Raw genomic sequence first — 21,973 nt, forward strand, 5'->3', positions numbered from 1 at the left:
TGAATTACCGATGTTTCGTGAGCATGGTGTCCACTTCATCCCCTACCTTGCCCAACGTAGCCAATCAGGCCAACCCGGTATGCGAATCCGGTTGGTCATTTTTTACGAGCCTTGCATTTCAGAAGTCGAGCACGATGTCCACCGCCGCACTCCGGCGCAGCATCAGGAAACCTTCGCCATAGATGTTGCGGATCTGCATCGGCGCCTCTTCCAGCGAACGCAATTTCTGGCGCACGCGATAGATTAGCGCATCGATGCGATGGGAATCGTATTCCTCGGCGCCGGACCTGAGCAGGTCGAACAGTTGCGCATGCGAGACCGGATAATTGGGACTTTGCAGCAGTGCCGCCAACGCAATGCTTTCCTTGTCGGTGAACTGCAGCGATACCGCATTGCCATCGACCAGGCGACCGGATTTGCGGTTGAAGGTCCACTTCTCCGATTCCGGCGAGCTCTGGTGCGGTGGCGTCTTCATGCGGCGCGACAATGCGGTCAGCGTCGCCGATACCTCGTCCAGCTTGACCGGCTTGATCAGATAATAATCGGCGCCATCGCTCATGCCGCGTACACGCTCTTCCAGCCGGGTGCTGGCAGTCAGGATGACGATGCCCATCGATGGGAAATGCTGGCGGATCGAGGCCAGTTCCGGCAGGAGATTGCCATCCGGCAGGCCAGCATCGGAGATCAGGATATCGGGCTGCCGGTTTTTCAGGATTTCAAGTGCTTGCGCAAGGCCCGAGCAGCTACCGGCCTCATAGCCCAACCCCCCGACATGTGCAGCAAGCGTGTTGCGCCAGTCGATCTCGCCTTCAACGATTAATACTTTCATTTAATCTAGCGTTCCGGACGAAACTGTTCTTGGAACCTGTTTGCGATCCCGGCGGAAATTGGCCGGTCGTCCTTCGGGATGGGATGCAAGGCCTTGCAACGCCAGACCGCCCGAAGGGCGGTTGGACAAGCCCGCTGAGATTGCAAACAGGTTCTTATGACTGCCGGAAACATCGCCGCCGCGCCCTTACCAGACGCGCATCCGGGCTCACCCCACGAGCTCGGCAATGCTTTCCATATTTACAACGTTATACAGAAAATATCTGCCGAGAAACTCATAAAAACTCGCAAACAACTTGCAAACGTTTTCACCTCATCGATATTTGCGCCGCGGACATCCGCCAGTTCCTGGAGCTCTTCCCACGCTCCTCCGGAATGGCAGCAGCGCTGCTTGCTCCGCCAATCCCTGCTAAGGTGTCAATTCCATGTCACCAGATGCCCGCCAAAGGCCCGCCTATTCCATGCGTCTATTGATCCTTTCCGACCTCCATCTTGAAGTCTGGCGTGAAAACGCGCCCGCCATCCGTCCCGCATCGAGCCGTCCCGATGTCGTCATCCTGGCTGGCGACATCGACAAGCCGGCCCGCGCACTGGCCTGGGCCGAACACACATTCGCCGGCCTGCCGGTGATCTATGTCAGCGGCAACCATGAAGGCTATGGAGATAGTTGGGAAGGCACGCTACGCAACCTGGCGCGGCAGGCAGAAGCATCGTCCAATGTGAACCTGCTGGATCGGAGCGAAACCGTGATCGGCGGTGTGCGCTTCCTCGGCGCCACACTCTGGACCGACTATGCCTTGTTCGGGGAAGAGAACCGGCAAGCCGCGATGCAAGCGGCCGAACCCGTGATGCTGGACTATCGCCGCATCCAGGTGGAAGACGGCGGCCTGCATCCGATGACGCCCGACGACACGGTGCGGCTGCACCGCGCCGACCTCGCCTGGCTGGCGGAAAAACTGGAAACGCCTTTCGACGGCCGCACCGTGGTGGTCACCCACATGGCGCCATCGCTGCGTTCGGTATCAACGCGTTACGCGCAAGACCTGGTGTCGGCGGCGTTCTCTTCCAACCTCGATGCGCTGGTAGAGCGCGCCGACCTGTGGGTGCATGGCCATACCCACGACTCATTCGATTACCGCATCGGGAACTGTCGCATCATCTGCAATCCCTGCGGTTATCTCCGGCGCGATGGCACACCGGAAAACGAGCACTACAACCCGGATCTGATCGTGGAGATCTGAACCGTACTCAGCCTTTGAAGGCAACGCGGCGCCAGCCAACGCTGGGCAAGGCCGGCAGCAGCAGGCCCATGCACAGCAGCCCCATGCCCAGCAGCAGGTCCGGCGAAAGCGTCTCGCCGAAGATCAGCGACGACAGCGTCAGGCCCACCACCGGCACGCCCAGCATGCACACCGATACCGTTACCGGCGACAGACGCTGGGTCATCTGCAGCACGATCAGGAAAGTCAGCGCGGTGGCCAGCGGGCCGGTGTAGGCGATCACGTACCAGGAATGGCTCTCCGCCAGGAAGACCGGTGCTCCTTCGAAGACCAGGGCCAGCACGCACAGCGGCAACGCGGCCACCAGCGTCTGCCAGGGCAGCAGGTCGAAATCCAGCTTCACGCCCGGGGTCAACTTGATCTGCAGGATGTTCATGGCCCACGACAGCGAGGCCACGCCCAGCATCAGGTAACCGATCATGCTGTGCAGGTCGGCATGCAACAGCGCAGGCAGCACGATCACCGCCATGCCGGCATAGCTGCACACGGTCGCCAGCGACTGCTGCGCATTGAGCTTTTGCTTGAGCACCAGCGCCGCGCCCGGCACCACCCAGATCGACGTGGCATAGGCGATCAGCGAAGCGCGGCCGGGCATGACGAAATGCAGCGCGCCCGTCACCAGCGCAGTAAACAATCCCATCTGCAGGATGCCCACGCCAGCCACGATCGGCCATTCGGCACGGGTCGGCAAGCGCAGCTTGCCGAGGGCGAAGGCGATCGCAAAACTCAATACGGCGGCGGAAAGAAAACGGCTGGCGGCAAACCACAGCGGCGGAATGTAATGGCTGCCGAACTTCATCACCGGCCAGTTGCCGCCCCAGATGCAAATCGCCACCACCACGCAAACCAGAAACCATCCGCTCATCGGCTTGTGCTTGGCGGCGGACTGGGGGATGACGCGGGCGGCCGCGTTTTCGATCGACATGCTGGACTCCGTGGAAGACAAAAGGAGCATTCCAACTGCGCGAGAAACAGCCTGGATTCGGCCATTTCGACGCATGCTGCAATGCATCCAAAACGGCTCCATGGTAGAGAAAAGGCGGCAAATAGTGCTGCCGTATTGCAGAGATGAAACCGGATATTTCGGCATTTTCTGCCGCAAAAATATTTTTTACAGATTTATTATTTTTTCAAATCTTTTTGGAGCAGCATCTTCCACTTCATGGTGCATGGCCCGGCGCTGCCCTGCCGTGATGCACAAACGATGGCCGGAAACGATAACGGCGCCCACCAGGAGCGCCGTTACTCAGAACACCGACGACCGGTCAGCGCAGCAACGGCGCCTGACCTGCCGCCAGTGGCGCCGATGCAGGCGCCGCCCTCTGGTTGCGGTCCAGTGTGAACACGCCGACCAGCGCCACCAGCTTCTGCGCCTGTTCCTGCAACGACTGCGCTGCCGCAGCAGCCTGTTCCACCAGCGCGGCATTCTGTTGCGTGGTCTCGTCCATCTGCGTGATGGCATGGCCTACCTGCTCGATACCGGCGCTCTGCTCATGGCTGGCGGTAGCGATCTCATTGACCACGGTAGAGACGCCCTGGATGCTGGAGACCACCTGCTGCATGGTCTGGCCGGCCTGCTGCACCAGTTGCGTGCCGGCGTCGACCTTGCCCACCGAGTCGTCGATCAAGACCTTGATCTCCTTGGCCGCGGCTGCCGAACGCTGCGCCAGTGAACGCACCTCGGACGCCACCACGGCGAAGCCGCGCCCCTGCTCGCCGGCGCGCGCGGCTTCCACTGCCGCATTGAGGGCGAGGATGTTGGTCTGGAAGGCGATACCGTCGATCACGCTGATGATGTCGACGATCTTGCGCGAGGAGTCGTTGATGGAAGTCATGGTCTGCACCACCTGGCCGACCACGTCGCCGCCTTCGATGGCCACCTTGGACGCGGTCGCCGCCAGCTGGTTGGCGTGCTGGGCATTGGCGGCGTTCTGCCTGACGGTGGAGGTCAGCTCCTCCATCGCCGAAGCCGTTTCTTCCAGCGAGCCGGCCTGCTGCTCGGTACGGTTGGACAGGTCCATGTTGCCGGTGGCGATCTCATCCACCGAGGTCTTGATCGATTCGGTGGCGCCCTGGATGCCATGCACGGTATCGACCAGGCGGTCGCGCGTATAGGCCACCGCCGCCACCAGGCTGCGGTTGTCGCCGCCGCTGGTGCGGATGGCGCCGGTCAGGTCGCCGGCGGCGATCTTGCGCGCCATATCGGCAGCTTCGGCCGGTTCGCCGCCGATGGAACGGAAGATATTGCGCGACACCATGCCGGCGATGACCGACAACAGCACGCCCAGCGCCACCAGCACCGCCACCGCCTGGATCAATGCCTTGCGGAAGTCGGCTTCGATGTCGTCCGAATACACGCTACAGATCAGGTCCCAGTTCCACGGCTTGAAGCGCTTGACGAAACCCATCTTGGGGCTGGGCTTGTCGGCCCCCGGGCGCGGCCACCAGTATTCGAGGAAGCCCTTGCCGGCAGACGATGCGCCGGTGGCGGCGATCATCTTGTACAGCTGGTTGCCCTTGGCATCCTTGAAGTCGATCAGGTTCTTGCCATCGAGCTTGGTATTGATCGGGTGCATCACGACCGTCGAATCGGCGCCGATGATGGTCACGTAGCCGTCGCCGGTATAGCGCTGGTCCTTGACGCGGGCAATGGCGCCCTTTTGCGCGTCTTCATGCGACATCTTGCCGTCGGCTTCCAGCTTGGCGTAGCCGGCGATCAGGCTATACGCCATCTCCGTGACGTCTTCCAGCGCCCGCTGGCGTTCGGAAATCTGCAGGTCGCGGGTCTGGTAAGCATGCCAGACCGAGAGGAACAGCAAGGCGACCAAAGAGAAGATCAGGGGCAACCAGAGTTTTTTCTTGAGCGAGAGATTGGTCATCGTCGGCGTCGGAATGTTGTTGGAATGGGTTCCGGGGCGCCATCGACAGCTGCCGTCTGACCGGCTGCGCGAAACGCCGGAGCCTGCCCAAGGCAGTCCCTGGCGTGCGCCGGACTTGCCAGACCGGCATGATCGTTGACCTTCCCCTGAATCGTTTACGGCGTGGACGATGCACCGCTAAAGGGTTGCCGAAGCACAAAATGACAAATTTTTTCCCGTCAGGCAAGAATGATCTTCTTGGGACGGGCAGGATCGGGCAAACCGCACTGGAGAAATTGCCCGCGACCAACATCGCCGCAGGCCAGCACGCCATCCCATACCACTTCCCCGCGCGACAGCGTGGTCTCGGGCCAGCCGGTGATCCGCATGCCTTCATACGGCGTGTAATCGACGTCATGGTGCAGCATCTCGTTGCGGATGATGACTTCCTTGTGCGGGTCCCAGATCGCGATGTCGGCGTCGCTGCCGATGGCGATCGTGCCCTTGCGCGGATACAGGCCGTACATCTTGGCCGGGTCGGTGGCCGTCAGCGCGACAAAGCGGTTCAGGTCGATGCGCCCTTTGCCCACGCCTTCCGAAAACAGGATCGGCATGCGCGTTTCCAGCCCCGGCGTACCGTTGGGGATATAGCGGAACGGCACCTCCTTGCCGCCCGGTTTCTTGCCTTGCGGGTCTTCGTAGCGGAACGGCGCATGGTCCGACGAGAACACCGTGAACAGGCCGCTGGCCAGGCCGTCCCACACGTACTGCTGGTTGGCCTTGTCGCGCGGCGGCGGGCTGCACACGCACTTGGCGCCGTGGTAGCCATCATCGAGATGGTCGGCGGTCAGCACCAGGTATTGCGGACAGGTTTCGGCATAGATGCGCAGGCCGTGGCCATGCGCCCAGCGGATCTGTTCGATGGCCTCCTTGCCGGAGACGTGCACGATCAGGATCGGCACGTCCACCAGTTCCGACAAGGCGATGGCGCGGTGCGTGGCCTCGCGCTCGACCAGCATCGGGCGCGATGTGGCGTGATACTTCGGCGCGGTCAGCCCGGCTTCTTCCAGCTGTTCGGTCAGCCAGCCGATGCAGTCGGCGTTCTCGGCGTGCACCATGACCATCGCCCCCTCGCGCCGCGCCAGGGCCAGCAATTCAAGGATCTGGCGGTCGTTGAGCTTGAGGTCGTCATAGGTCATGTAGATCTTGAACGAGGTATAGCCTTCGCGCACCAGTTGCGGCAGTTCTTCCTTGAGCACCTTTTCGCTGGGATCGCTGATGATCATGTGGAAGGCGTAGTCGATCACGGCCTTTCCTTCGGCGCGGCGATGGTAATCCTCGACCGCCGCGCGCAGCGACTGGCCCTTGGCCTGGGCCGCGAACGGGATCACGGTGGTGGTGCCGCCGCAGGCGGCCGAGATGGTGCCGCTCCTGAAATCGTCGGCCATCTTCAGCCCCTCTTCCATCGGCTGGTCGAGGTGGCAGTGCGCATCGACGCCGCCGGGCAGCACCAGCTTGCCGGCGGCGTCGATCTCCTTCTTCCCGGGCGGCAGGCCGCGCCCCAGCATGGCGACCTTGCCATCCTTGATGCCGACATCGCATTGCATGATGTCGGAAGCGGTGGCCACGGTGCCGTTGCGGATCACTACGTCAAAATGTTCCATGATGGTTTCCTGGTCGGTATCTGCAAACGCAGGGCGAAATCCGCCCTCGCCCGCTGCCTGCAAAGCAAGGCGGCGGAGTGTGCAAAGGGAATCGGGATAGGCTTACCTGACGTCGCGGAACAGGCTGCCCCAGCCGCGGATGCGCGACGGGTCGGCGCCGGCCTGCCTGAGCGACTTCCACACCACGGTGGAGATCGTGTCGTAGATCGGGATGCCGGTTTCCTTCTCCAGTTCCTCCACCAACGGCGCGCCGCGCAGGTTGGTGCAAAAGATGGTGATGGCCTGCGGCTTGTCTTTCGCGACTTCGCGCACCATGGCGCGCAGCTCGTCGGCGCCCACTTCCGAGAAGGAGAAATTGTCCTGCTTGCGCAAGTGCCGTTCGGACACGCACTCATAGCCGGCGCTGCCGTAGTTCTTGACGATGGCGGCCTGCACGTCGTCGAGATATGGCGTGACAAGGCCGAAACGCTTGACGCCGGTGATATCGAAGATCTCATTCAGGGCCAGCACCGAAGTGCAGGCCGGGATGCCGGTGGCATCGGTGATGCGGCGGCACAGCCGCTCGTCGGCCTCGAAGCCGAGCCAGCCGGAAGAGGTGCCGTTCCAGCCGATGCTGCCGACCTTGGCATGCGACAGCAGCTCGGCCGCGCGCAGGATCTCGCTGTCGTCGAACTGGGCCAGCGCCTGGTTGGACAGCGCGATCTCGGTGACGCGGAATCGTCCGAAGTGGGCGCTAGCCTCGGGGATATCGGCGATCATCGCAGTGGTCACCGGCTCCAGCGTGGTGTTGGAGGACGGCGTCAGCATGCCGAGCAAAGTGCGTTGCGTCATTGGGTTTCCTTTCACGCCGCCAGCTTGGCGGCATCCGCATGCGCCAGCGCCGATTCCTCGCGGATCAGGCTCAGCACATGGCGCTTGTATTGGTTGAATTCCTGCGTGGTGGTGTCGCGCGGGCGTGCCAGGTCGATGTCGATCAGCTCGCGCATGCGGCCCGGCCGGTGCGTCATCACCGCCACCTTGGTGGCCAGGATCAGCGCCTCGTCCACGCTATGGGTCACGAACACGATGGTACCTTCATAGCGCTGCCACAGCGCGACCAGCTCTTCCTGCATCTCCAGCTTGGTCTGCGCATCCAGGGCGGCGAAGGGCTCGTCCATCAAGATCACGGACGGGTTCTGCAGCAAGGCGCGGGCGATACCCACGCGCTGCGCCATGCCGCCGGAGAGTTCGCTGGGATAGTGGTTCTCGAAGCCCTTGAGTTTCACGGTCTCGATGAAGGGCTGGGCCGCCGCTCGCCGTTCGGCCGCACTCTTGCCCTGCAGCTTCAGCGAGAAGGCAACGTTGTCCCACACCGGCAGCCAGGGCATCAGGTTGGCCTGCTGGAACACCATGCCGCGGTCGGCGCCGGGACCGGCGATGTTCTTGCCGTCCACTTTCACCTCGCCGCTGGTCGGGAATTCGAAGCCGGCGATCATGTTCAAAAGCGTCGACTTGCCGCAACCCGAGGGGCCGAGCAAACACAGGAATTCCTTCTTCTCCAGCTTGAGGCTGACGTTGTCGATCGCAAGCATGTCAGTGCCGCGCTTGCGGTCCTTGAACACCTTGACGATGTCGTTCAGTTCGATGAATGCCATGCTCATTTTCCTTTCACGCCTTGCCTTGCACGGTGGAGACATGCTGCCAGCGCAGCACCGAATTCATGATCTGCTTGAGCAGCCAGTCAGCCAGGAACCCCAGCAGGCCGATGCTGATCATCGCCGCGATCACCAGGTCGTAGCGCAGGAAGTAATACGAATCCCACAGCGCATAGCCCAGGCCGCTCTTGACCGCCACCATCTCCGCCGTCACCGTCAGCATCCAGGCGCTGCCGATGCCGATGCGCAAACCGGCGAAGATGCTCGGCATGGCCGCCGGCAAAATCACGAAGCGCAGCAACTGCCCTTGCCTGGCACCGGCCATGGCGGCCGCGCGCAGCAAGTTGCGGTCGGAAGTCTTCACGCCATGCACGGTGTTCATCAGGATCGGGAAGAACGCGCCAAGAAACACCAGGAAAATCGCCGGCTTGTTGGCGATGCCAAACCAGATGATGGCCAGCGGAATCCACGACACCGGAGGGATCGGCCGCAGCATCTGCACGGTCGGTTCGATGGCGCGCTCGACCCAGCGCCACCAGCCGATCGCCACGCCCAGCGCGATGCCTGATACGGCGGCGATCAGGTAGCCGGCGGTCACCCGCATGCAGCTTGCCATGGCGTCGTAGATCCACTTGCCGCTGCTGTCCTGGGCGGCGTCGTTGATGCCGAAGATCCAGTCCATCCAGGTAGCGAACACGCGCGACGGCGCCGGCAGCAGCGCCGGCGGAATCACGCCGGAACGGGAGAATGCCTCCCAGAACAGCACCAGCAGCAGCGGAACCGCGAAGCGCCACTTCGCCTCCGACAGGGAACGCATCAATCCATTCATGGCGATTCCTTCCGTCTTCATCAATAGCCAAGCTCAGACTTCGGCTTGCCCGTGACGCTCATCAGGAAGCTGTAGTCCATGTTCTTTTCCGCCAATGCAGAGACGTCGCTGGAGACATACTTCAGGTCCTTCATCATGCCGGCGATGGCCTTGGTCTGGGTGCGGTACATGCGGTAGTCGGGATAGGCGTTGTTGAGCGCCTCGGTAGCGACCTTGGGGTCCAGGCCGGTACCCTTGACGATGCTGTTGATCCAGCCCTGCTTGTCCTTCTGCAAGCCATCGACCAGCTTGACCACGGCGGCCACCGTCTCCTTCACTTCGGCCGGATGCTCCTTGATCACGTCCGAGCGGGTCACGATCAGGTTGGTCAGGCGGCCGGCAGCCTGGTCGTACGGATAGGCGAAATGCTTGCCCACGCCGGTCATGCGGATCTGGGAGGCGAACGGCTCGACCGAACAGATCAGCTCCACCTCGCCGCGCGAGAGCGCCGCCGCATGGTCGGACGGATTGGGGATATTGACGAACTGCACATCCTTGGACGGGTCGATGCCGTGGCCGGCCAGCTCGCCGCGCATGTGCAGATCCTGCGCGTTGCCGCGCGAGGCGGCGATGCGGAAGGGCTTGCCCTGAGCCTTGTAGTCTGCGATCAGCTTTTTCAGTCCGGCCCAGTCATCCGAAGCCAGCTTGGCGTCCTTGCCCACCAGCATTTCAGAACCGCCGTTGACCTGGCCCGATACCGCCACGAGATCGAAACCCTTGTCCAGACCGCTCACATAGGCGAGGTAGGTCACCTGGGCGATATCCACGCTCTTGGACACCAGCGCGGTCAGCGCGTCGCTGCCGGCGGTGAAGTTGATGCCTTCGATCTCCACGTTCTGCGCCAGCGCCGGCACCATGACCATCGACATGCAATGCGCACACTTGGCATACGCCAGCTTGATCTTCGGTTTGGACTGGGCGGCAGCCGAACCCGCCGCCATCACGCCACAGGCCAGCATGGCAGCCAGGGCAGCGCCCTTGAAGGACAGGCTGAACGGGGACTTGCGAACTTGCTTTTGCATCGTTTTTCTCCCTGAAATGAACAAACCACAGATAAATTGTGACAATTTAATTTTTCATTGCCACGATTTATGCAATAGGTGTGCCAGCCAGGAGAAATGATTGTGGATGCATCAAGAAATAGCCCGCCAAGTCAGTCTTTTCATGGAAGACCAGGCCGCCCAGGAAAAAGGTTGCGAGGTGGAAAGACCGGAAATTCGCACCAACTTGTGGCCGTGAGGCGATGCGGAAGATAAAAGTCTCCCCACATGAGTGCGCCAAAATCATTTTTATCTGTACGGATATTTTTATAATTTTGTGACAAATAAATTCCACAATTTTCAGCTATCATGGCGCCAACCATGACACCGATAACGCCACGCACACGCTGCGGGCGAACCTACGCCGAGACGACACGAGCATGAGTACCAGTACCAGCACGGCCCCATCCAGCCGCAGGAAAAGCATCGCCAAACCCGACAACAGCCCCTTGCCCGGCCAGGCCATCAGCGCCCGCCCGATGGCCGGCGATGCGATCTACGAGCGCATCCTGGGCTCGATCATGGAACACCGCCTCACGCCCGGCACCAAGCTGGTGGAAGAGAAGCTGGCCAGCATCTTCGGCGTCAACCGCACCCGCGTGCGCGAAGTGCTGGCGCGGCTGTCGCATGAAGGCCTGATCACCACCATCCCCAACCGCGGCGCCTTCGTCGCCAGCCCCACCCCCGACGAAGCGCGCTCCATCTTCGCCGCGCGCCGCCTGCTGGAACCGGCCCTGCTGCGCCACTTGTGCGAACACACCCAGCCCGCACACATCGCGCAACTGCGCGAACATGTAGCGCAGGAAGCCAAGGCGCGCGAGAACAACGACCGCCGCGCCATCATCCGCCTCTCCGGCGAATTCCACATCCGCATCGCCGACATGGTCGGGAACCCGGTGATGAGCAAGATGATGCGCGAACTGGCCTCGCTCACCTGCCTGATCATCGTGCTGTACGACTCGCCCACGGTGCCGGCCTGCACCCACGACGAACACGGCCAGATCATCGACGCGATTGCCGCCGGCCGCGCCGAAGATGCGGTGGCCGCGATGATCGAGCACCTGCACCACATCGAGGAAGTGCTGGACATGTCGGCGCCGCCGAGCGAGGACGAGGATCTGGAGGCAATGCTCGGCCTCAACTGAAGCCCTCCTGCAATCTCGAAAAAAATGCCGCACCGATTTTCCGCCGGTGCGGCATTTTTCATGGCGGCGCCCGCCACCGGCGCAGTTACGACCCGCCGGCCGCCGTTTCCAGCAGCACTTCAATAGAGCGCGCCACTCCCAACAGCGATTCGTCCGCGTGCGCTGGCGCGACCAGTTGCACGCCCAGCGGCAGCCCTCGCTCGCTACCGCAAGGCAGGTTCAGGCAAGGCACGCCCAATGCGCTCCACGGCCGATTGAACAAGGAACTGCCGGTGCCACTGGCGGCCAGCGGCGCAGCGCCCGGCGCGCTGAAACCGAGCAGCGCATCGATACCCCGCATGGCGTGCGCGAAGCTATCGCGGCTGCGTTCGACAAAAGCCAGCGCCGCATGGTATTGACGGTCTCCGACGGACAGTCCACGTTCGATCAGCTCGATGGTCTGCGGGGTCAGCTGCGCGCGGTGCTCATGGTATTCGCGTGCCAGTGTGCGCGATGCCTCGACGGCCATGATCAGGCGATTCTCTTCTCCCAGCCGCGCCACCATGTCCATATCCAGCTCCGGCTCGACGACCTCGATGCCGGCCTCGTGCAAACGCAAGCGCAACCGCCCGGACATTTCATGCGAGGCTGCTGACGCCTGCGCCGCATGCGGTCCTGGATACCAGGCCACACGCTGCGGCTGCACGCACCTGCCATGCGGCGTTGGCTCCGGCTCCGGCACCAACGCCTCGAACAGCCTGGCAACATCCGCCACGCTCCGTGCATGCAAGCCCACCGTGTCGCTGGACGGCGCCAGCGGCTTCATGCCGGCGCCATCGATACGGCCATGGGTAGGCTTGAAGCCGACCACACCGCAGAAAGCGGCCGGACGAATGGTCGATCCCCCGGTCTGCGAACTGATGGCCACGCTCGCCATGCCGGCGGCAACCGCGGCGGCCGAACCGCTGGAAGAGCCGCCCGGCGTATGTAGGTGCGCATGCGGATTGCGCGTCGGCCCCGGCGCCGCATAGGCGAATTCAGTAGTGACGGTCTTGCCCAGGATCAGCGCGCCAGCCGCCCGCAGGCGGGCCACCACAGCCGCGTCGCACGCCGGACGATGGCCGCGGTACAGCGAGGCGCCATAAGCGGTGGGCATATCGGCGGTATCGATGATGTCCTTGATGCCGACGGCAAACCCGGCCAGCGGCCCCAGCGGTTCGCCCTGCGCATGCCGCAGGTCAGCCAGCCGCGCCGCCGCCAGCACCTGTTCCTTGTCATGCCAGGCCCAGGCCATCACCTGCGACTCGCGCGCCTCAATGCGTTCGATGCACGATGCCGCGATGTCCGCCTGCGAACACGTTCCCGCCAGCAGCCGCTGGCGCAACCGGCCACCGTGCTCCTGCCACAGCAGGCCGCTCATGATTGCGGGGGATGAAACTCCTGCCAATGGCGGGCGATGTCCTCGCGCCGGCACACCCATACGCCGGGCCGGGCAGCGACATGGTCCAGGAAGCGTGCCAGTCCGACTGCGCGTCCGGGATGGCCGATCAGGCGCAGGTGCAAACCGACCGACATCATCTTCGGCGCCGTGGCGCCCTCTTCATAGAGCATGTCGAAGCTGTCGCGCAGGAATTCGAAGAAGTCGCTGGCCGTCGCCATGGAGCCGCGGCTGAACTTGGCGTCGTTGTTGGTCAGGCTATAGGGCACCACCAGATGGTCGCGGCCCTGTACCCGGGTCCAGTACGGCAGTTCGTCGTTGTAGGCGTCGGCGTCATACAGGAAGCCGCCGTGCTCCACCAGCAGGCGGCGGGTATCCACCGTCGGCGCGTAGCGGCAATACCAGCCGGCCGGCGGCCGCCCGATGCTGCGGGTGATCGACTCGTAGGCGGCGGCGATTTCCGCACGCTCCTGTTCGACACTGAACTGCTGCGAGCGCACCCAGCGCCGGCCGTGGCTGCAGACATCGTGGCCGGCCTCGCGGATCGCCCGCGCCACGGCCGGATTGCGCTCCAGCGCCAGCGCCGTGGCAAACACCGTGGCCGGCATGCCGCGCTCGCGCAGCAGGCGCAAGATGCGCCAGATGCCCACGCGACTGCCGTATTCGTACATCGATTCGGCGGCCAGGTCGCGGCCTTCGAAACCGCCGGAACCGCCTTCGACCAGGCCGGTTTCGGTCGCGCCGTCGCCGTCGTCGAAGGACATCTCCGAGCCCTCTTCATAATTGACCACAATGTTGAGCGCCACCCGCGCCCGGCCCGGCCACTTCGGGTCGGGCGGCGCTTCGCCGTAACCGACGAAGTCGCGCGCCAGGTGGCCGTAAAGATCGTGCGTATTGTCAGCCATCGATGTCTCCTCTTCCCTCATGCCGGCAGCGGCACGTCGACCGGCTCATCCAGCCGCACCACCACGGTGTCGTCGCCACGGCCGCTGTAACCCATGATCACCACCACCTCGTTGGGCCCATCCACCGAGCTGAACGTATAGTGCCAGACGTGCGGACGGTAGGTGACGCCCTGTCCGCCCTCGGTCAGGAAGGCCCGCATACCGGCCAGATCGGGACGGCCATTGCCGTCGGGCGGCGCCACCACCACCAGGCAACGCCCTTGCTGCATCGGCACGAAAGTCTGGGCCGAATACGGATGGGACTCCATCTCGTCGACCCGCACCGGCGAGCCGCCGACCTTGGGGATGCGGTTGACCCATAACCTGGGCCCGTTGTCGGCGCCGAACTGCAGCGAGAAATCGCGGCGGCGTACGGTGGTCTTGTTCTCCAGCACTTCGCCGAAGGCGGCGAATTCTTCCGCGCTGATCGGCTCAACGTCGAGCTGTCTGTACATGCATTTCTCCATCGTTGACGGTAGTAGCGTCGTTCGCCAGTACGGCGTTCGACCTGAAAAGATCGGTATTGCGGAACAGCAGCATCAGCACGATGCCGCACAGCATGAAGCCGCCGAAGATGAAGCCGGTCGCGGCAAAGCTGCCGGTGGCCTGGCGGCTCCATCCCAGCAGGGTCGGCGCCACCACGCCTGACAAATTGGCCAGCGAATTGATGAAGGCCACGGCAGCGGCGGCAGTGGCGCCGGTCATCAGCGAAGTCGGCAAGCTCCACAGCACCACGTTGGAGGCATATACGCCCATGGCCGCAATGATCAGGCCCAGCATGGCGGCGGCGTGCATGTCCAGCATCAGCGCCAGCACCAGGAAGCCGACGGTGGCCAGCGAGAACGAGCCGATCAGGTGCCACACGCGTTCGCGCCGGGTGTCCGAATGGCGCCCCCAGTACACCATGGCGGCGGCGCCGAACAGGTAGGGAATGGCGCTGAGGTAGCCGACCATCGAATCGCTGTAGCCGAAACTCTTGATGATCTGCGGCAGGAAGAAAGCGATGCCGGTGGTGCCGAACACGATACAGAACAGCGTGCCGGCCAGCAGCAGCACGCCGGGATTGGTGAAGGCATCCGACAGCTTGTAGTGGCCGGTGGCGGTGATGGCCTGCTGTTCACTGGCCATGATGGCCTCGAGCCGTTCCTTCTCCTGCTGGCTCAGCCAGTTCACTTCCGATGGCTTGTCGGCCAGCAGGCGCAGGCACAACAGGCCGAGCACGATGGCCGGCAGCGCTTCGATGAGGAACATCCATTGCCAGCCACGCAAGCCGGCCACGTTGTTCATGCCGTCCAGGATGATCCCCGAGATCGGGCTGCCGATCAGGCCCGACAGCGGGATGGCCACCATGAAGATACCGGTCACGCGGGCACGGTAGCTGGTCGGGAACCAGCGGCCGATGTACACCATGATGCCCGGGAAGAAACCGGCCTCCGATGCGCCCAGCAGGAAACGCAGCAGGTAGAAGCTCTTTTCCCCGGTGACGAAGGCCATGCACATTGAGATCACGCCCCAGGTGATCATGATGCGCGCGATCCATATCCTGGCGCCGACCTTGGCCAGCACCAGATTGCTGGGTACCTCGAAGAAGAAGTAGCCGATGAAGAACATGCTCGCGCCGAAGCCGTAGGCGATGCTCGAAATGCCGAGGTCGGCATTCATCTGCAGCGAAGCGAAGGAAATATTGACGCGGTCGAGAAAGGCGATGAAGTACAGCAGCATCAGGAATGGAATGATCTTCCACATCAATCGTTTCATCAGGGCGGCATCGGTGCTGCCGTCTGTCATGGCTGGCGAATTCATGAGGTTCCCACTTTTGGCTGAAAGGTCAAGAAGGCCGGCGGTTGCTTCCGCGGGCACGAATGGCGCAGCGCTGCGATCCGAAACCCATTCTAGAGAAGCGGATACAATAGTCAATTATTAATATTTTCGCTGTTTCTATCAGCTTTAGTTATTATGAATCTACGCCTGCTTGGTATCTTCCGCGCGGTCATGGCGAATGAAAGCACGATCGGCGCCGCGCGCAGCCTGGATATCTCGCAGCCTGCGGTCAGCAACGCCATACGCCAGCTGGAGGAGGAACTGGGCTTCGCCCTGTTCGACCGCGTCGGCAATCGCCTGGCCGCGCGCGAAGAGGCACGGGTGCTGCTCAAGGAATCGGAAGCCATGTTCCTGTTCGCGCGCAAGCTCGATGACGTGGCCGAGGACTTGAAGGAAAACCGCGTCGGGCGCGTGCGTGTCACCGCCACGCCCCAGTTGGGGCACACCGTGCTGCCGGCGGCGATCGGCAAGTTCCTGGCATCGCGGCCGAAGGTGAAGGTCGTGTGCGACGTGGTCGATTCGCACCAGGTGATCGAAAGCACCGAGGCGCTGACCGCCGATTTCGGCATGGCGATCGCACTGGAACCGGAATTGAGCGACAGCCTGAAGATGGTGCTGATGACGGCGATCGAGATGGTCTGCGTGCTGCCGGCGGGACATCCGCTGGCGAACAGGAAGACCATCACCCCCAAGGACCTGCGCGCGCATCCTTTCATCGCACTGGAAAATTCGGCGCGGCTGAGCCCGTTGATCCGCACCGCCTTCAGCCAGGCCGGCGTGCCGTTCTCACCGGTGGTCGAGGTGCGCTATTCGGAGACGGCCTGCCTGCTGGCCCGGGCAGGCGCCGGCGCCACCGTGGTGGACTGGTTCTCGGCCAGCATGCTGCCGCGCGATGGCTCGGTCGTGAGCATTCCGTTCCGGCCGCAAATCATGGTCAACGTCTGGGCCATCTTCCCCAGGCAGCGGCCGCCGTCGCGGCTGGCGTATGCGCTGCTGGAAGAAGTCAACGAGAGCATCAGCCGGCTGCGGGATGGCTGATCGCCGCCTTGCCGAGATCGCACACAGGTTCTCAGGCGCGCAGCATCCCCCATACCAACCGCACCAACTCATCCTCGAACTGCCGCGTCCCCAGCAGCGACGACTCCTCCAGGGAAGCACTGCGTATCGTCCCCATTACCGCACGGGTAAGCACAAAGATCCCCGCCGCATTCGGCACACGCAAGCCCGGCGACTCCACCTGCGCCAACGCCACCGCGATATGCTCGGCGCCCTCGCGCATGGCCTGCATGATGTTTTCATGGTGATCCATGCGCCATGCCAGCCGTATCAGCGAGCGCTTGAACGGACCGCCGGCGCCGAAAGCTTCGATCAGCACCCGGATGCGTTCGCGGACGACGCGCTCGGGATCGGCGCCTTCCGCCACCGACTTGACCAGCATCGCTTGCATCTCATCCATCACCTTGCGCCGCCCGCGATGGATCATCGCCAGCAGGATCGCCTCCTTGGTGGGGAAGTACTGGTACAGGGTGCCGATGGAAAAACCGGCCCGTTCGGCGATCTTGTTGGTGGTCAGCTGCGCCTCGCCTTGTTCATCGACGATCTGAGCAGTGGCATCGAAAATGGTCTCGATCGTGCGCTGCGCACGGTCCTGCACCGGCTGCTTACGCATGGCCTGTGCGGCTTCCGGCGTTTTTTTCTTGCGGGAAAGTGCCATGATGGAAAACTGAGCCCGAAACGAGTTGAGGGGAGACGGCTAAAACTGAATAATGCTCATATTCATCCATTGCAGCAAGCCGACATCATGACCATCCCCGCCATCGACCTTCCCGTGCGCAAACTCGCCGTCGACCTCTCGTCCGGCTTCGCGCGCCATTGGCATGGCGGCGACGCCTACCGCAGCATGCATTTCAACGCCCTGTCGATGAGCTTCCCGGTGGGCGAACAATTCTTCATCGATTCAGTGCGCACCGGCGCCGCCACCTTGCCCGACGACGCTGCCCACGCACCGCTGCATACGCTGGTCGCGCAGTTCATCGGCCAGGAGGCCACCCACCGCCACCTGCACGGCTTGTACAACCGCCACCTGGAGCGGCAGAACCTGCGCAACCGCTGGCAAGGCTGGGCCCAGCGCCGCGTCGACTGGAGCATCGCCTTCGGCCTCTCGCCGCTCAACCTGGTGGCGGTCACCGCCGCCTACGAACACCTCACCGCCGTCTTCGCCGATGCCCTGCTGCGCCACGGCTGGATGGACGGCGCCGACGAGCAGATGCAGATACTGTGGCACTGGCACGCCTCGGAAGAGACCGAACACAAGGCCGTTGCCTTCGATCTCTACCGCGCCATGGGCGGCGGCAATTTGCGCCGCGTGGCCTGGTACCTCTATGTGTTTGGCATCTTTTCGCTGGAGAGCGGTGTGCAGACGCTGCTCAACCTGAAGCGCGACGGCAGCCTGCTCCGGTCCCGTACCTGGATCTCGGCGCTGGGTTTCTGGTTCGGCCGCAATGGCCAGTTGCGCCGCTGCACCGTGCCGCTGCTGCACTACCTGCGCCCCGGCTTCCACCCGGATAACGACGACAACCGTGCCGTCGCCGCACAGTGGCTGGACGATAACCGCCAGCGCTGGAGCCGCGTGAAATAAACTGGCCGCCGCGTTACCATCTCCGCAGACAACAACATCAAGGAGACCGGCGATGAGCGCACAAGATCACGCATCCCACCCCATCCTGCTGCGGGCAGACAGCCAGGGCATCACAACGCTGACGCTGAACCGCCCGCAGCAATTCAATGCCCTTTCCGAAGCCATGCTCGATGCGCTGCAGGCGCAGCTCGACCAGCTGGCTGCCGACGACAGCGTGCGCTGCGTAGTGCTGGCCGCCAACGGCAAGGCATTCTGCGCCGGCCACGACTTGCGGGAGATGCGCGCCACGCCGCAGATCGGCTACTACCAGGATTTGTTCCGCCGCTGCAGCCGCGTGATGCAGGCCATCCAGGCGCTGCCGGTGCCGGTGATCGCACGCGTGCACGGCATCGCCACCGCGGCGGGCTGCCAGCTGGTCGGCAGCTGCGACCTGGCTGTCGCCTCGCACGCTGCACGCTTCGCGGTGTCCGGCATCAACGTCGGCCTGTTCTGCGCCACGCCCTCGGTGGCCTTGACGCGTAACGTGCCGATCAAGCGTGCCTTCGAGATGCTGGTCACCGGCAAGTTCATCGATGCCCAGACCGCTTCCGACTGGGGCCTGGTCAACCAAGCGGTGGAAGAAGAGGAACTGGATGCGGCAGTCGCCGCGCTGGCGGCGCAGATCGCCGCCAAGAGCCCGGTATCGATCCGCTACGGCAAGGCCATGGTCTACCGCCAGCAACAGATGGCGCTGCCCGACGCCTACGACTACGCGGCCGACGTCATGGCGCGCAACATCATGGAAGACGATGCGATGGAAGGCATCGATGCCTTCCTCGAAAAACGCACACCCAGGTGGGGGCCGCCGGCGTAAACGGCGCACCGGTTTTTTTATGGCCTGTTAACGCTGCCCGCGCAAAGTTTTACCCGGATTAAACGCCGCCTTGCCTAAGCTGAAAGCTCCTCAACCCGTGGAGCTTTCAGCATGAACCGCAAGACACAACAAGAACAGCAAACCCGATTCCCACAGCACGCGCCGCTGGGCCGTCGCCGCCTGCGCAATGCGCAATTCGCCGGCCTGGCTACGCTGGCCGCCGCCGGCGCGCTGCTGGCCATCGCCGTGATCGCCCCGGCGCAGGCCGCCGAAAACGCAGACGCCGCCGATGCTTCGCCGCTGCACCTGAGCGGCAACCTCGGCGTGGTCAGCCAGTATGTCTTCCGCGGCACCACCCAGACCAACGAAAAGCCGGCCCTGCAAGGCGGCTTCGACCTCACGCACGACAACGGCCTGTACGCCGGCATCTGGATGTCCAACATCAGCTGGATCTCCGACACCAACCCGGCTGCCTCGGCCAGCCTGGAAGCCGACCTCTACGCCGGCTGGAAGCCGGCCGTCACCGACTGGCTCAACGCCGACATCGGCGTGCTGCACTACGCCTATCCCGGTAGCTATCCGGGCGGCATGACCAAACCCGACACCACCGAAATCTACGCCGGACTGGATGCCAAATGGATCGCCTTCAAGTATTCATACAGCACCGGCAACACCTTCGGCAATGCCAACACCAGCGGCAGCAGCTACGCCGACCTGTCCGTGAACCATGAACTGTTCGCCGGCATCAGCGGCATCGCCCATATCGGCCGCCAACGCTATACCGGACCGAATTCCCCGGCACTGTCCTATACCGACTGGAAACTTGGCCTCACGCGGGATTTCTCCGGCTACGTATTGGGCCTGGCCTATACCGACACCAACACTGCGGACGCCGGCTACACCATCCGGGGCAAGAACATCGGAAGCAGCCAGGTGGTGCTGTCGCTGAACAAGACGTTTTGAATTTGAAAGGCCGGCATACGCATTCCACCTTCCATCGTCCCGGCGAAAACCAGGACGATGGGATATGCATCGGAGGCAATCATGAGCACCCGCACCCAACGCATCCATCCCCTTTCCCCGCGCCACCTCTTCCTGCGCACCAGCTACCGTCGCCAGTACCGCTGCGCACTGGCTGCGCTGCTGATCTTCATCGCCTGTGCCGGCATGCTGCCGCTGGCCCAGGCGGTCGTCCCCTATCGCTCCCCCGACGACTACGGCCCCTCGCCGCAGGCGCAACAGCACCGCGGCGACTGCCGCCGCCAAGTGTTGCAGGCACTGGATGGGAAGATAGAAAGCGAGGATTTCGTCTCACGCACCGACCACGAATATTTCCGCTACACAGTGCGCAAGGACCTGCGCGAAATCATGTTCATCTGCGATGCGCGTACCGGTGAGATACGCAGGCAGATCGATGTATGGGGGGATCTTTAGGTTGCTCCCGAGCAGACAGTAAGAGGCCGGCGGGTAGACAAAACGGAGAACTGGCGGCAAGATGCGGCATCGTTTCCAACCCGGGCCGACCCGCATGCAAACCGACTACAGCGCCATTCTCCAGTGGATTTATTTGTTCAATTCCCTCGCCTTGATCCATCTGGCCTTCAGGCAGGTGATGAAGCGCCGCAAAGGCAGGCAGCTGGACCAGCAGATCCAGGCGGCATCGACCGGCCAATGGATCGGTGCCGCGCCCGATGCGCTGGTTCGCCAGCTCGGCACGCCGGCCAGCCAGGGCAACCTCGATCACGGCCAAAGCACTTATGTCTGGCAGGGCGACCGCCATGTCCTGGAAGCCTTCTATCGCGACGGAAAATGCACCGGGATCGAACCGCGCCAGCATGCCGGCGACCTCTTCCCCAATCTCAACACCTATTTCAACTGCGCCGTGCTGGCCGCATTGGCATGTTCATGGAAATTCCTGGCGGCGCAGTCCGGCGCGCAAGACGCCGACGAAGTGCTGCCGGCATCGGCGGCGGCCAAGCAGTATGCGGTCAACTTCGTGCTGTTCCTGCTTGGCGCCTGGCTCGCATCCTTCGCCTTGAAGCGTCACCAGTTGCTACTCTGCGCCGGCTGCATCGCCATGGTCGTGCTGAGTCTTCCCCTGATCAACTGGCCGTAAAACAGGCTCACTCTCCCACCACCTCGGCCACCCGATAGCCGACCCCGATCTCGGTGAGAATATGCACCGGCTGCGCCGCATCCCGCTCCAGCTTCTGGCGCAGGCGCTGCATGTAGATGCGCAGGTAATGGTGATCCTCCACATGCGACGGTCCCCACCCCGCCACCAGCAACTGCCGGTGCGTGATCACGCGTCCGGCATCGCGCAATAAGGTCGTCAGCAGCCGGTATTCGATCTGCGTCAGGTGCAGCGCCTCGCCGTTGCGGGTGACGCTGCGTGCCGGCAAGTCGACCAGCACCTCGCCCAGGCGGTAGCGGCCGCTGGCCTTTCCTTCACCGGCAGCGCGCGCATGGCGACGCAGTTGGGCGCGCATGCGTGCCAGCAGCTCGGGCATGCCGAAGGGCTTGGTCAGGTAATCGTCGGCGCCGGCGTCGAGCGCTTCGACTTTTTCGGATTCTTGCGTGCGGGCCGAAAGGATGACGATGGGTACGCCGCTCCAGCCGCGGATCTCGGTGATGACTTGCTTGCCGTCGAGGTCGGGCAGGCCCAGGTCGAGAATGATCAGGTCCGGCTTGCGGGTGCCGGCTTCAGTCACGCCCTCGCGCGCGGTCTTGGCCTCATGAACAATGAAACCTTCCTGCTCCAGCGCACTTTTCACCAGCTTGCGGATGTGCGGGTCGTCTTCGATGAATACGATGTTGCCTGCGTGTTCCTGCATGTTCTTTCCTTAGAGCGTGTTATATGCCATTTCATCCCCCGCGTTCGGATGAGAAGGGTGCAGTGCAAGGCGCGGTGCGCCGCGCAGGGTGGTGCCCTGCGCAAGCGCCGCAACGCCGCAATGCGCCCTTCTCATCCGAACCCTTCGGG

At 63.1% G+C, this 21,973-nt stretch carries 22 protein-coding genes; 8 read left to right on the top strand and 14 right to left on the bottom strand.

Annotated elements, in window-relative coordinates:
- Nucleotides 1-118: 118 nt before the first annotated feature.
- Complete coding sequence (locus AKL28_RS17935; RefSeq protein WP_050469520.1) at nucleotides 119-829, bottom strand: response regulator transcription factor; 711 nt, start codon at nucleotides 827-829, stop codon at nucleotides 119-121.
- A gap of 460 nt (nucleotides 830-1,289) precedes the next feature.
- On the opposite strand from AKL28_RS17935, the gene AKL28_RS17940 reads away from it, so the two are divergent.
- Nucleotides 1,290-2,069, top strand: coding sequence for a metallophosphoesterase family protein (locus tag AKL28_RS17940; protein ID WP_050469521.1), 780 nt, complete (start codon nucleotides 1,290-1,292; stop codon nucleotides 2,067-2,069).
- Between the two features lie 7 nt (nucleotides 2,070-2,076).
- Here the strand turns inward: AKL28_RS17940 and AKL28_RS17945 are convergent, their stop codons facing one another.
- The 7 genes from AKL28_RS17945 to AKL28_RS17975 all read right to left on the bottom strand — a co-directional run bounded on the left by AKL28_RS17945 (nucleotide 2,077) and on the right by AKL28_RS17975 (nucleotide 10,154).
- Nucleotides 2,077-3,033 carry a DMT family transporter gene (locus AKL28_RS17945; RefSeq protein ID WP_156226396.1) on the bottom strand — a complete coding sequence of 319 codons (957 nt, stop codon included), beginning with the start codon at nucleotides 3,031-3,033 and terminating at the stop codon, nucleotides 2,077-2,079.
- 340 nt (nucleotides 3,034-3,373) lie between these two features.
- On the bottom strand, nucleotides 3,374-4,987 hold the full coding sequence (locus tag AKL28_RS17950) for a methyl-accepting chemotaxis protein (RefSeq protein WP_050469523.1): 1,614 nt from the start codon (nucleotides 4,985-4,987) through the stop codon (nucleotides 3,374-3,376).
- 218 nt (nucleotides 4,988-5,205) lie between these two features.
- Nucleotides 5,206-6,693, bottom strand: a complete 1,488-nt coding sequence (hydA, locus tag AKL28_RS17955) for a dihydropyrimidinase (RefSeq protein WP_269432201.1) — start codon at nucleotides 6,691-6,693, stop codon at nucleotides 5,206-5,208.
- Nucleotides 6,694-6,732: 39 nt separating this feature from the next.
- On the bottom strand, nucleotides 6,733-7,461 hold the full coding sequence (locus AKL28_RS17960) for a maleate cis-trans isomerase family protein (RefSeq protein ID WP_050469525.1): 729 nt from the start codon (nucleotides 7,459-7,461) through the stop codon (nucleotides 6,733-6,735).
- A gap of 11 nt (nucleotides 7,462-7,472) precedes the next feature.
- Nucleotides 7,473-8,264: an ABC transporter ATP-binding protein gene (locus AKL28_RS17965; RefSeq protein WP_050469526.1), complete on the bottom strand. Its 792-nt coding sequence runs from the start codon at nucleotides 8,262-8,264 to the stop codon at nucleotides 7,473-7,475.
- Nucleotides 8,265-8,277: 13 nt separating this feature from the next.
- A complete protein-coding gene (locus tag AKL28_RS17970) occupies nucleotides 8,278-9,093 on the bottom strand; it encodes an ABC transporter permease (RefSeq protein WP_050469543.1) in 816 nt (271 codons plus the stop codon).
- Between the two features lie 20 nt (nucleotides 9,094-9,113).
- Nucleotides 9,114-10,154 (bottom strand): ABC transporter substrate-binding protein, encoded by a 1,041-nt coding sequence (locus AKL28_RS17975; protein WP_156226397.1) that lies wholly within the window; start codon nucleotides 10,152-10,154, stop codon nucleotides 9,114-9,116.
- 398 nt (nucleotides 10,155-10,552) lie between these two features.
- On the opposite strand from AKL28_RS17975, the gene AKL28_RS17985 reads away from it, so the two are divergent.
- The gene (locus AKL28_RS17985) at nucleotides 10,553-11,317 is read left to right on the top strand and encodes a GntR family transcriptional regulator (RefSeq protein WP_050469528.1); all 765 of its coding nucleotides are present in this window, start codon (nucleotides 10,553-10,555) and stop codon (nucleotides 11,315-11,317) included.
- Between the two features lie 85 nt (nucleotides 11,318-11,402).
- Here AKL28_RS17985 and AKL28_RS17990 read toward each other — a convergent pair whose 3' ends face one another.
- Genes AKL28_RS17990 through AKL28_RS18005 form a run of 4 tightly spaced genes read right to left on the bottom strand, consistent with a single transcriptional unit; the run spans nucleotide 11,403 to nucleotide 15,481 of the window.
- Entirely contained in the window at nucleotides 11,403-12,716 is a 1,314-nt protein-coding gene (locus tag AKL28_RS17990) for an amidase (protein ID WP_050469529.1), read from the bottom strand.
- A complete protein-coding gene (locus tag AKL28_RS17995; protein ID WP_050469530.1) occupies nucleotides 12,713-13,639 on the bottom strand; it encodes an allantoinase PuuE in 927 nt (308 codons plus the stop codon). The genes AKL28_RS17990 and AKL28_RS17995 overlap by 4 nt, the downstream gene beginning before the upstream one ends.
- 17 nt (nucleotides 13,640-13,656) lie before the next feature.
- Nucleotides 13,657-14,133, bottom strand: a complete 477-nt coding sequence (locus AKL28_RS18000; RefSeq protein ID WP_050469531.1) for an ureidoglycolate lyase — start codon at nucleotides 14,131-14,133, stop codon at nucleotides 13,657-13,659.
- Nucleotides 14,111-15,481 carry an MFS transporter gene (locus AKL28_RS18005; RefSeq protein WP_050469532.1) on the bottom strand — a complete coding sequence of 457 codons (1,371 nt, stop codon included), beginning with the start codon at nucleotides 15,479-15,481 and terminating at the stop codon, nucleotides 14,111-14,113. Before AKL28_RS18005 ends, AKL28_RS18000 begins: the two co-directional genes overlap by 23 nt.
- Before the next feature lie 153 nt (nucleotides 15,482-15,634).
- Here AKL28_RS18005 and AKL28_RS18010 point away from each other — a divergent pair, with 153 nt between their 5' ends.
- The gene (locus tag AKL28_RS18010) at nucleotides 15,635-16,537 is read left to right on the top strand and encodes a LysR family transcriptional regulator (protein WP_050469533.1); all 903 of its coding nucleotides are present in this window, start codon (nucleotides 15,635-15,637) and stop codon (nucleotides 16,535-16,537) included.
- Between the two features lie 31 nt (nucleotides 16,538-16,568).
- Here AKL28_RS18010 and AKL28_RS18015 read toward each other — a convergent pair whose 3' ends face one another.
- Complete coding sequence (locus AKL28_RS18015; protein WP_050469534.1) at nucleotides 16,569-17,213, bottom strand: TetR/AcrR family transcriptional regulator; 645 nt, start codon at nucleotides 17,211-17,213, stop codon at nucleotides 16,569-16,571.
- 87 nt (nucleotides 17,214-17,300) lie between these two features.
- On the opposite strand from AKL28_RS18015, the gene AKL28_RS18020 reads away from it, so the two are divergent.
- From AKL28_RS18020 to AKL28_RS18040, 5 genes are all read left to right on the top strand, one after another.
- A complete protein-coding gene (locus AKL28_RS18020) occupies nucleotides 17,301-18,137 on the top strand; it encodes a metal-dependent hydrolase (protein ID WP_050469545.1) in 837 nt (278 codons plus the stop codon).
- 52 nt (nucleotides 18,138-18,189) lie between these two features.
- Complete coding sequence (locus tag AKL28_RS18025) at nucleotides 18,190-18,990, top strand: enoyl-CoA hydratase (protein ID WP_050469535.1); 801 nt, start codon at nucleotides 18,190-18,192, stop codon at nucleotides 18,988-18,990.
- A gap of 111 nt (nucleotides 18,991-19,101) precedes the next feature.
- Complete coding sequence (locus AKL28_RS18030) at nucleotides 19,102-19,953, top strand: TorF family putative porin (RefSeq protein WP_050469536.1); 852 nt, start codon at nucleotides 19,102-19,104, stop codon at nucleotides 19,951-19,953.
- Between the two features lie 81 nt (nucleotides 19,954-20,034).
- Complete coding sequence (locus tag AKL28_RS18035) at nucleotides 20,035-20,424, top strand: hypothetical protein (protein ID WP_050469537.1); 390 nt, start codon at nucleotides 20,035-20,037, stop codon at nucleotides 20,422-20,424.
- A gap of 94 nt (nucleotides 20,425-20,518) precedes the next feature.
- The gene (locus AKL28_RS18040; protein ID WP_050469538.1) at nucleotides 20,519-21,106 is read left to right on the top strand and encodes a hypothetical protein; all 588 of its coding nucleotides are present in this window, start codon (nucleotides 20,519-20,521) and stop codon (nucleotides 21,104-21,106) included.
- Between the two features lie 7 nt (nucleotides 21,107-21,113).
- Here the strand turns inward: AKL28_RS18040 and AKL28_RS18045 are convergent, their stop codons facing one another.
- The gene (locus AKL28_RS18045; RefSeq protein ID WP_050469539.1) at nucleotides 21,114-21,824 is read right to left on the bottom strand and encodes a response regulator; all 711 of its coding nucleotides are present in this window, start codon (nucleotides 21,822-21,824) and stop codon (nucleotides 21,114-21,116) included.
- Between the last annotated feature and the right edge of the window lie 149 nt (nucleotides 21,825-21,973).

The organism is Herbaspirillum chlorophenolicum, from assembly GCF_001189955.1.
Lineage (GTDB): Bacteria > Pseudomonadota > Gammaproteobacteria > Burkholderiales > Burkholderiaceae_D > Herbaspirillum > Herbaspirillum chlorophenolicum.

Bases quoted from the DNA above. Each gene is read 5' to 3' on its own strand.
- AKL28_RS18010 (WP_050469533.1), top strand. From the start codon at position 15,635: ATGAATCTACGCCTGCTTGGTATCTTCCGCGCGGTCATGGCGAATGAA.
- AKL28_RS17975 (WP_156226397.1), bottom strand. From the start codon at position 10,154: ATGCAAAAGCAAGTTCGCAAGTCCCCGTTCAGCCTGTCCTTCAAGGGC.
- AKL28_RS17995 (WP_050469530.1), bottom strand. From the start codon at position 13,639: ATGGCTGACAATACGCACGATCTTTACGGCCACCTGGCGCGCGACTTC.
- AKL28_RS18000 (WP_050469531.1), bottom strand. From the start codon at position 14,133: ATGTACAGACAGCTCGACGTTGAGCCGATCAGCGCGGAAGAATTCGCC.
- AKL28_RS17935 (WP_050469520.1), bottom strand. From the start codon at position 829: ATGAAAGTATTAATCGTTGAAGGCGAGATCGACTGGCGCAACACGCTT.
- AKL28_RS18020 (WP_050469545.1), top strand. From the start codon at position 17,301: ATGACCATCCCCGCCATCGACCTTCCCGTGCGCAAACTCGCCGTCGAC.
- AKL28_RS17940 (WP_050469521.1), top strand. From the start codon at position 1,290: ATGCGTCTATTGATCCTTTCCGACCTCCATCTTGAAGTCTGGCGTGAA.
- AKL28_RS17990 (WP_050469529.1), bottom strand. From the start codon at position 12,716: ATGAGCGGCCTGCTGTGGCAGGAGCACGGTGGCCGGTTGCGCCAGCGG.
- AKL28_RS17985 (WP_050469528.1), top strand. From the start codon at position 10,553: ATGAGTACCAGTACCAGCACGGCCCCATCCAGCCGCAGGAAAAGCATC.
- AKL28_RS18030 (WP_050469536.1), top strand. From the start codon at position 19,102: ATGAACCGCAAGACACAACAAGAACAGCAAACCCGATTCCCACAGCAC.
- AKL28_RS17970 (WP_050469543.1), bottom strand. From the start codon at position 9,093: ATGAATGGATTGATGCGTTCCCTGTCGGAGGCGAAGTGGCGCTTCGCG.
- AKL28_RS17950 (WP_050469523.1), bottom strand. From the start codon at position 4,987: ATGACCAATCTCTCGCTCAAGAAAAAACTCTGGTTGCCCCTGATCTTC.
- AKL28_RS17945 (WP_156226396.1), bottom strand. From the start codon at position 3,033: ATGTCGATCGAAAACGCGGCCGCCCGCGTCATCCCCCAGTCCGCCGCC.
- AKL28_RS18040 (WP_050469538.1), top strand. From the start codon at position 20,519: ATGCAAACCGACTACAGCGCCATTCTCCAGTGGATTTATTTGTTCAAT.
- AKL28_RS17960 (WP_050469525.1), bottom strand. From the start codon at position 7,461: ATGACGCAACGCACTTTGCTCGGCATGCTGACGCCGTCCTCCAACACC.
- AKL28_RS18015 (WP_050469534.1), bottom strand. From the start codon at position 17,213: ATGGCACTTTCCCGCAAGAAAAAAACGCCGGAAGCCGCACAGGCCATG.
- AKL28_RS18045 (WP_050469539.1), bottom strand. From the start codon at position 21,824: ATGCAGGAACACGCAGGCAACATCGTATTCATCGAAGACGACCCGCAC.
- AKL28_RS18035 (WP_050469537.1), top strand. From the start codon at position 20,035: ATGAGCACCCGCACCCAACGCATCCATCCCCTTTCCCCGCGCCACCTC.
- AKL28_RS18025 (WP_050469535.1), top strand. From the start codon at position 18,190: ATGAGCGCACAAGATCACGCATCCCACCCCATCCTGCTGCGGGCAGAC.
- AKL28_RS18005 (WP_050469532.1), bottom strand. From the start codon at position 15,481: ATGAATTCGCCAGCCATGACAGACGGCAGCACCGATGCCGCCCTGATG.
- AKL28_RS17965 (WP_050469526.1), bottom strand. From the start codon at position 8,264: ATGGCATTCATCGAACTGAACGACATCGTCAAGGTGTTCAAGGACCGC.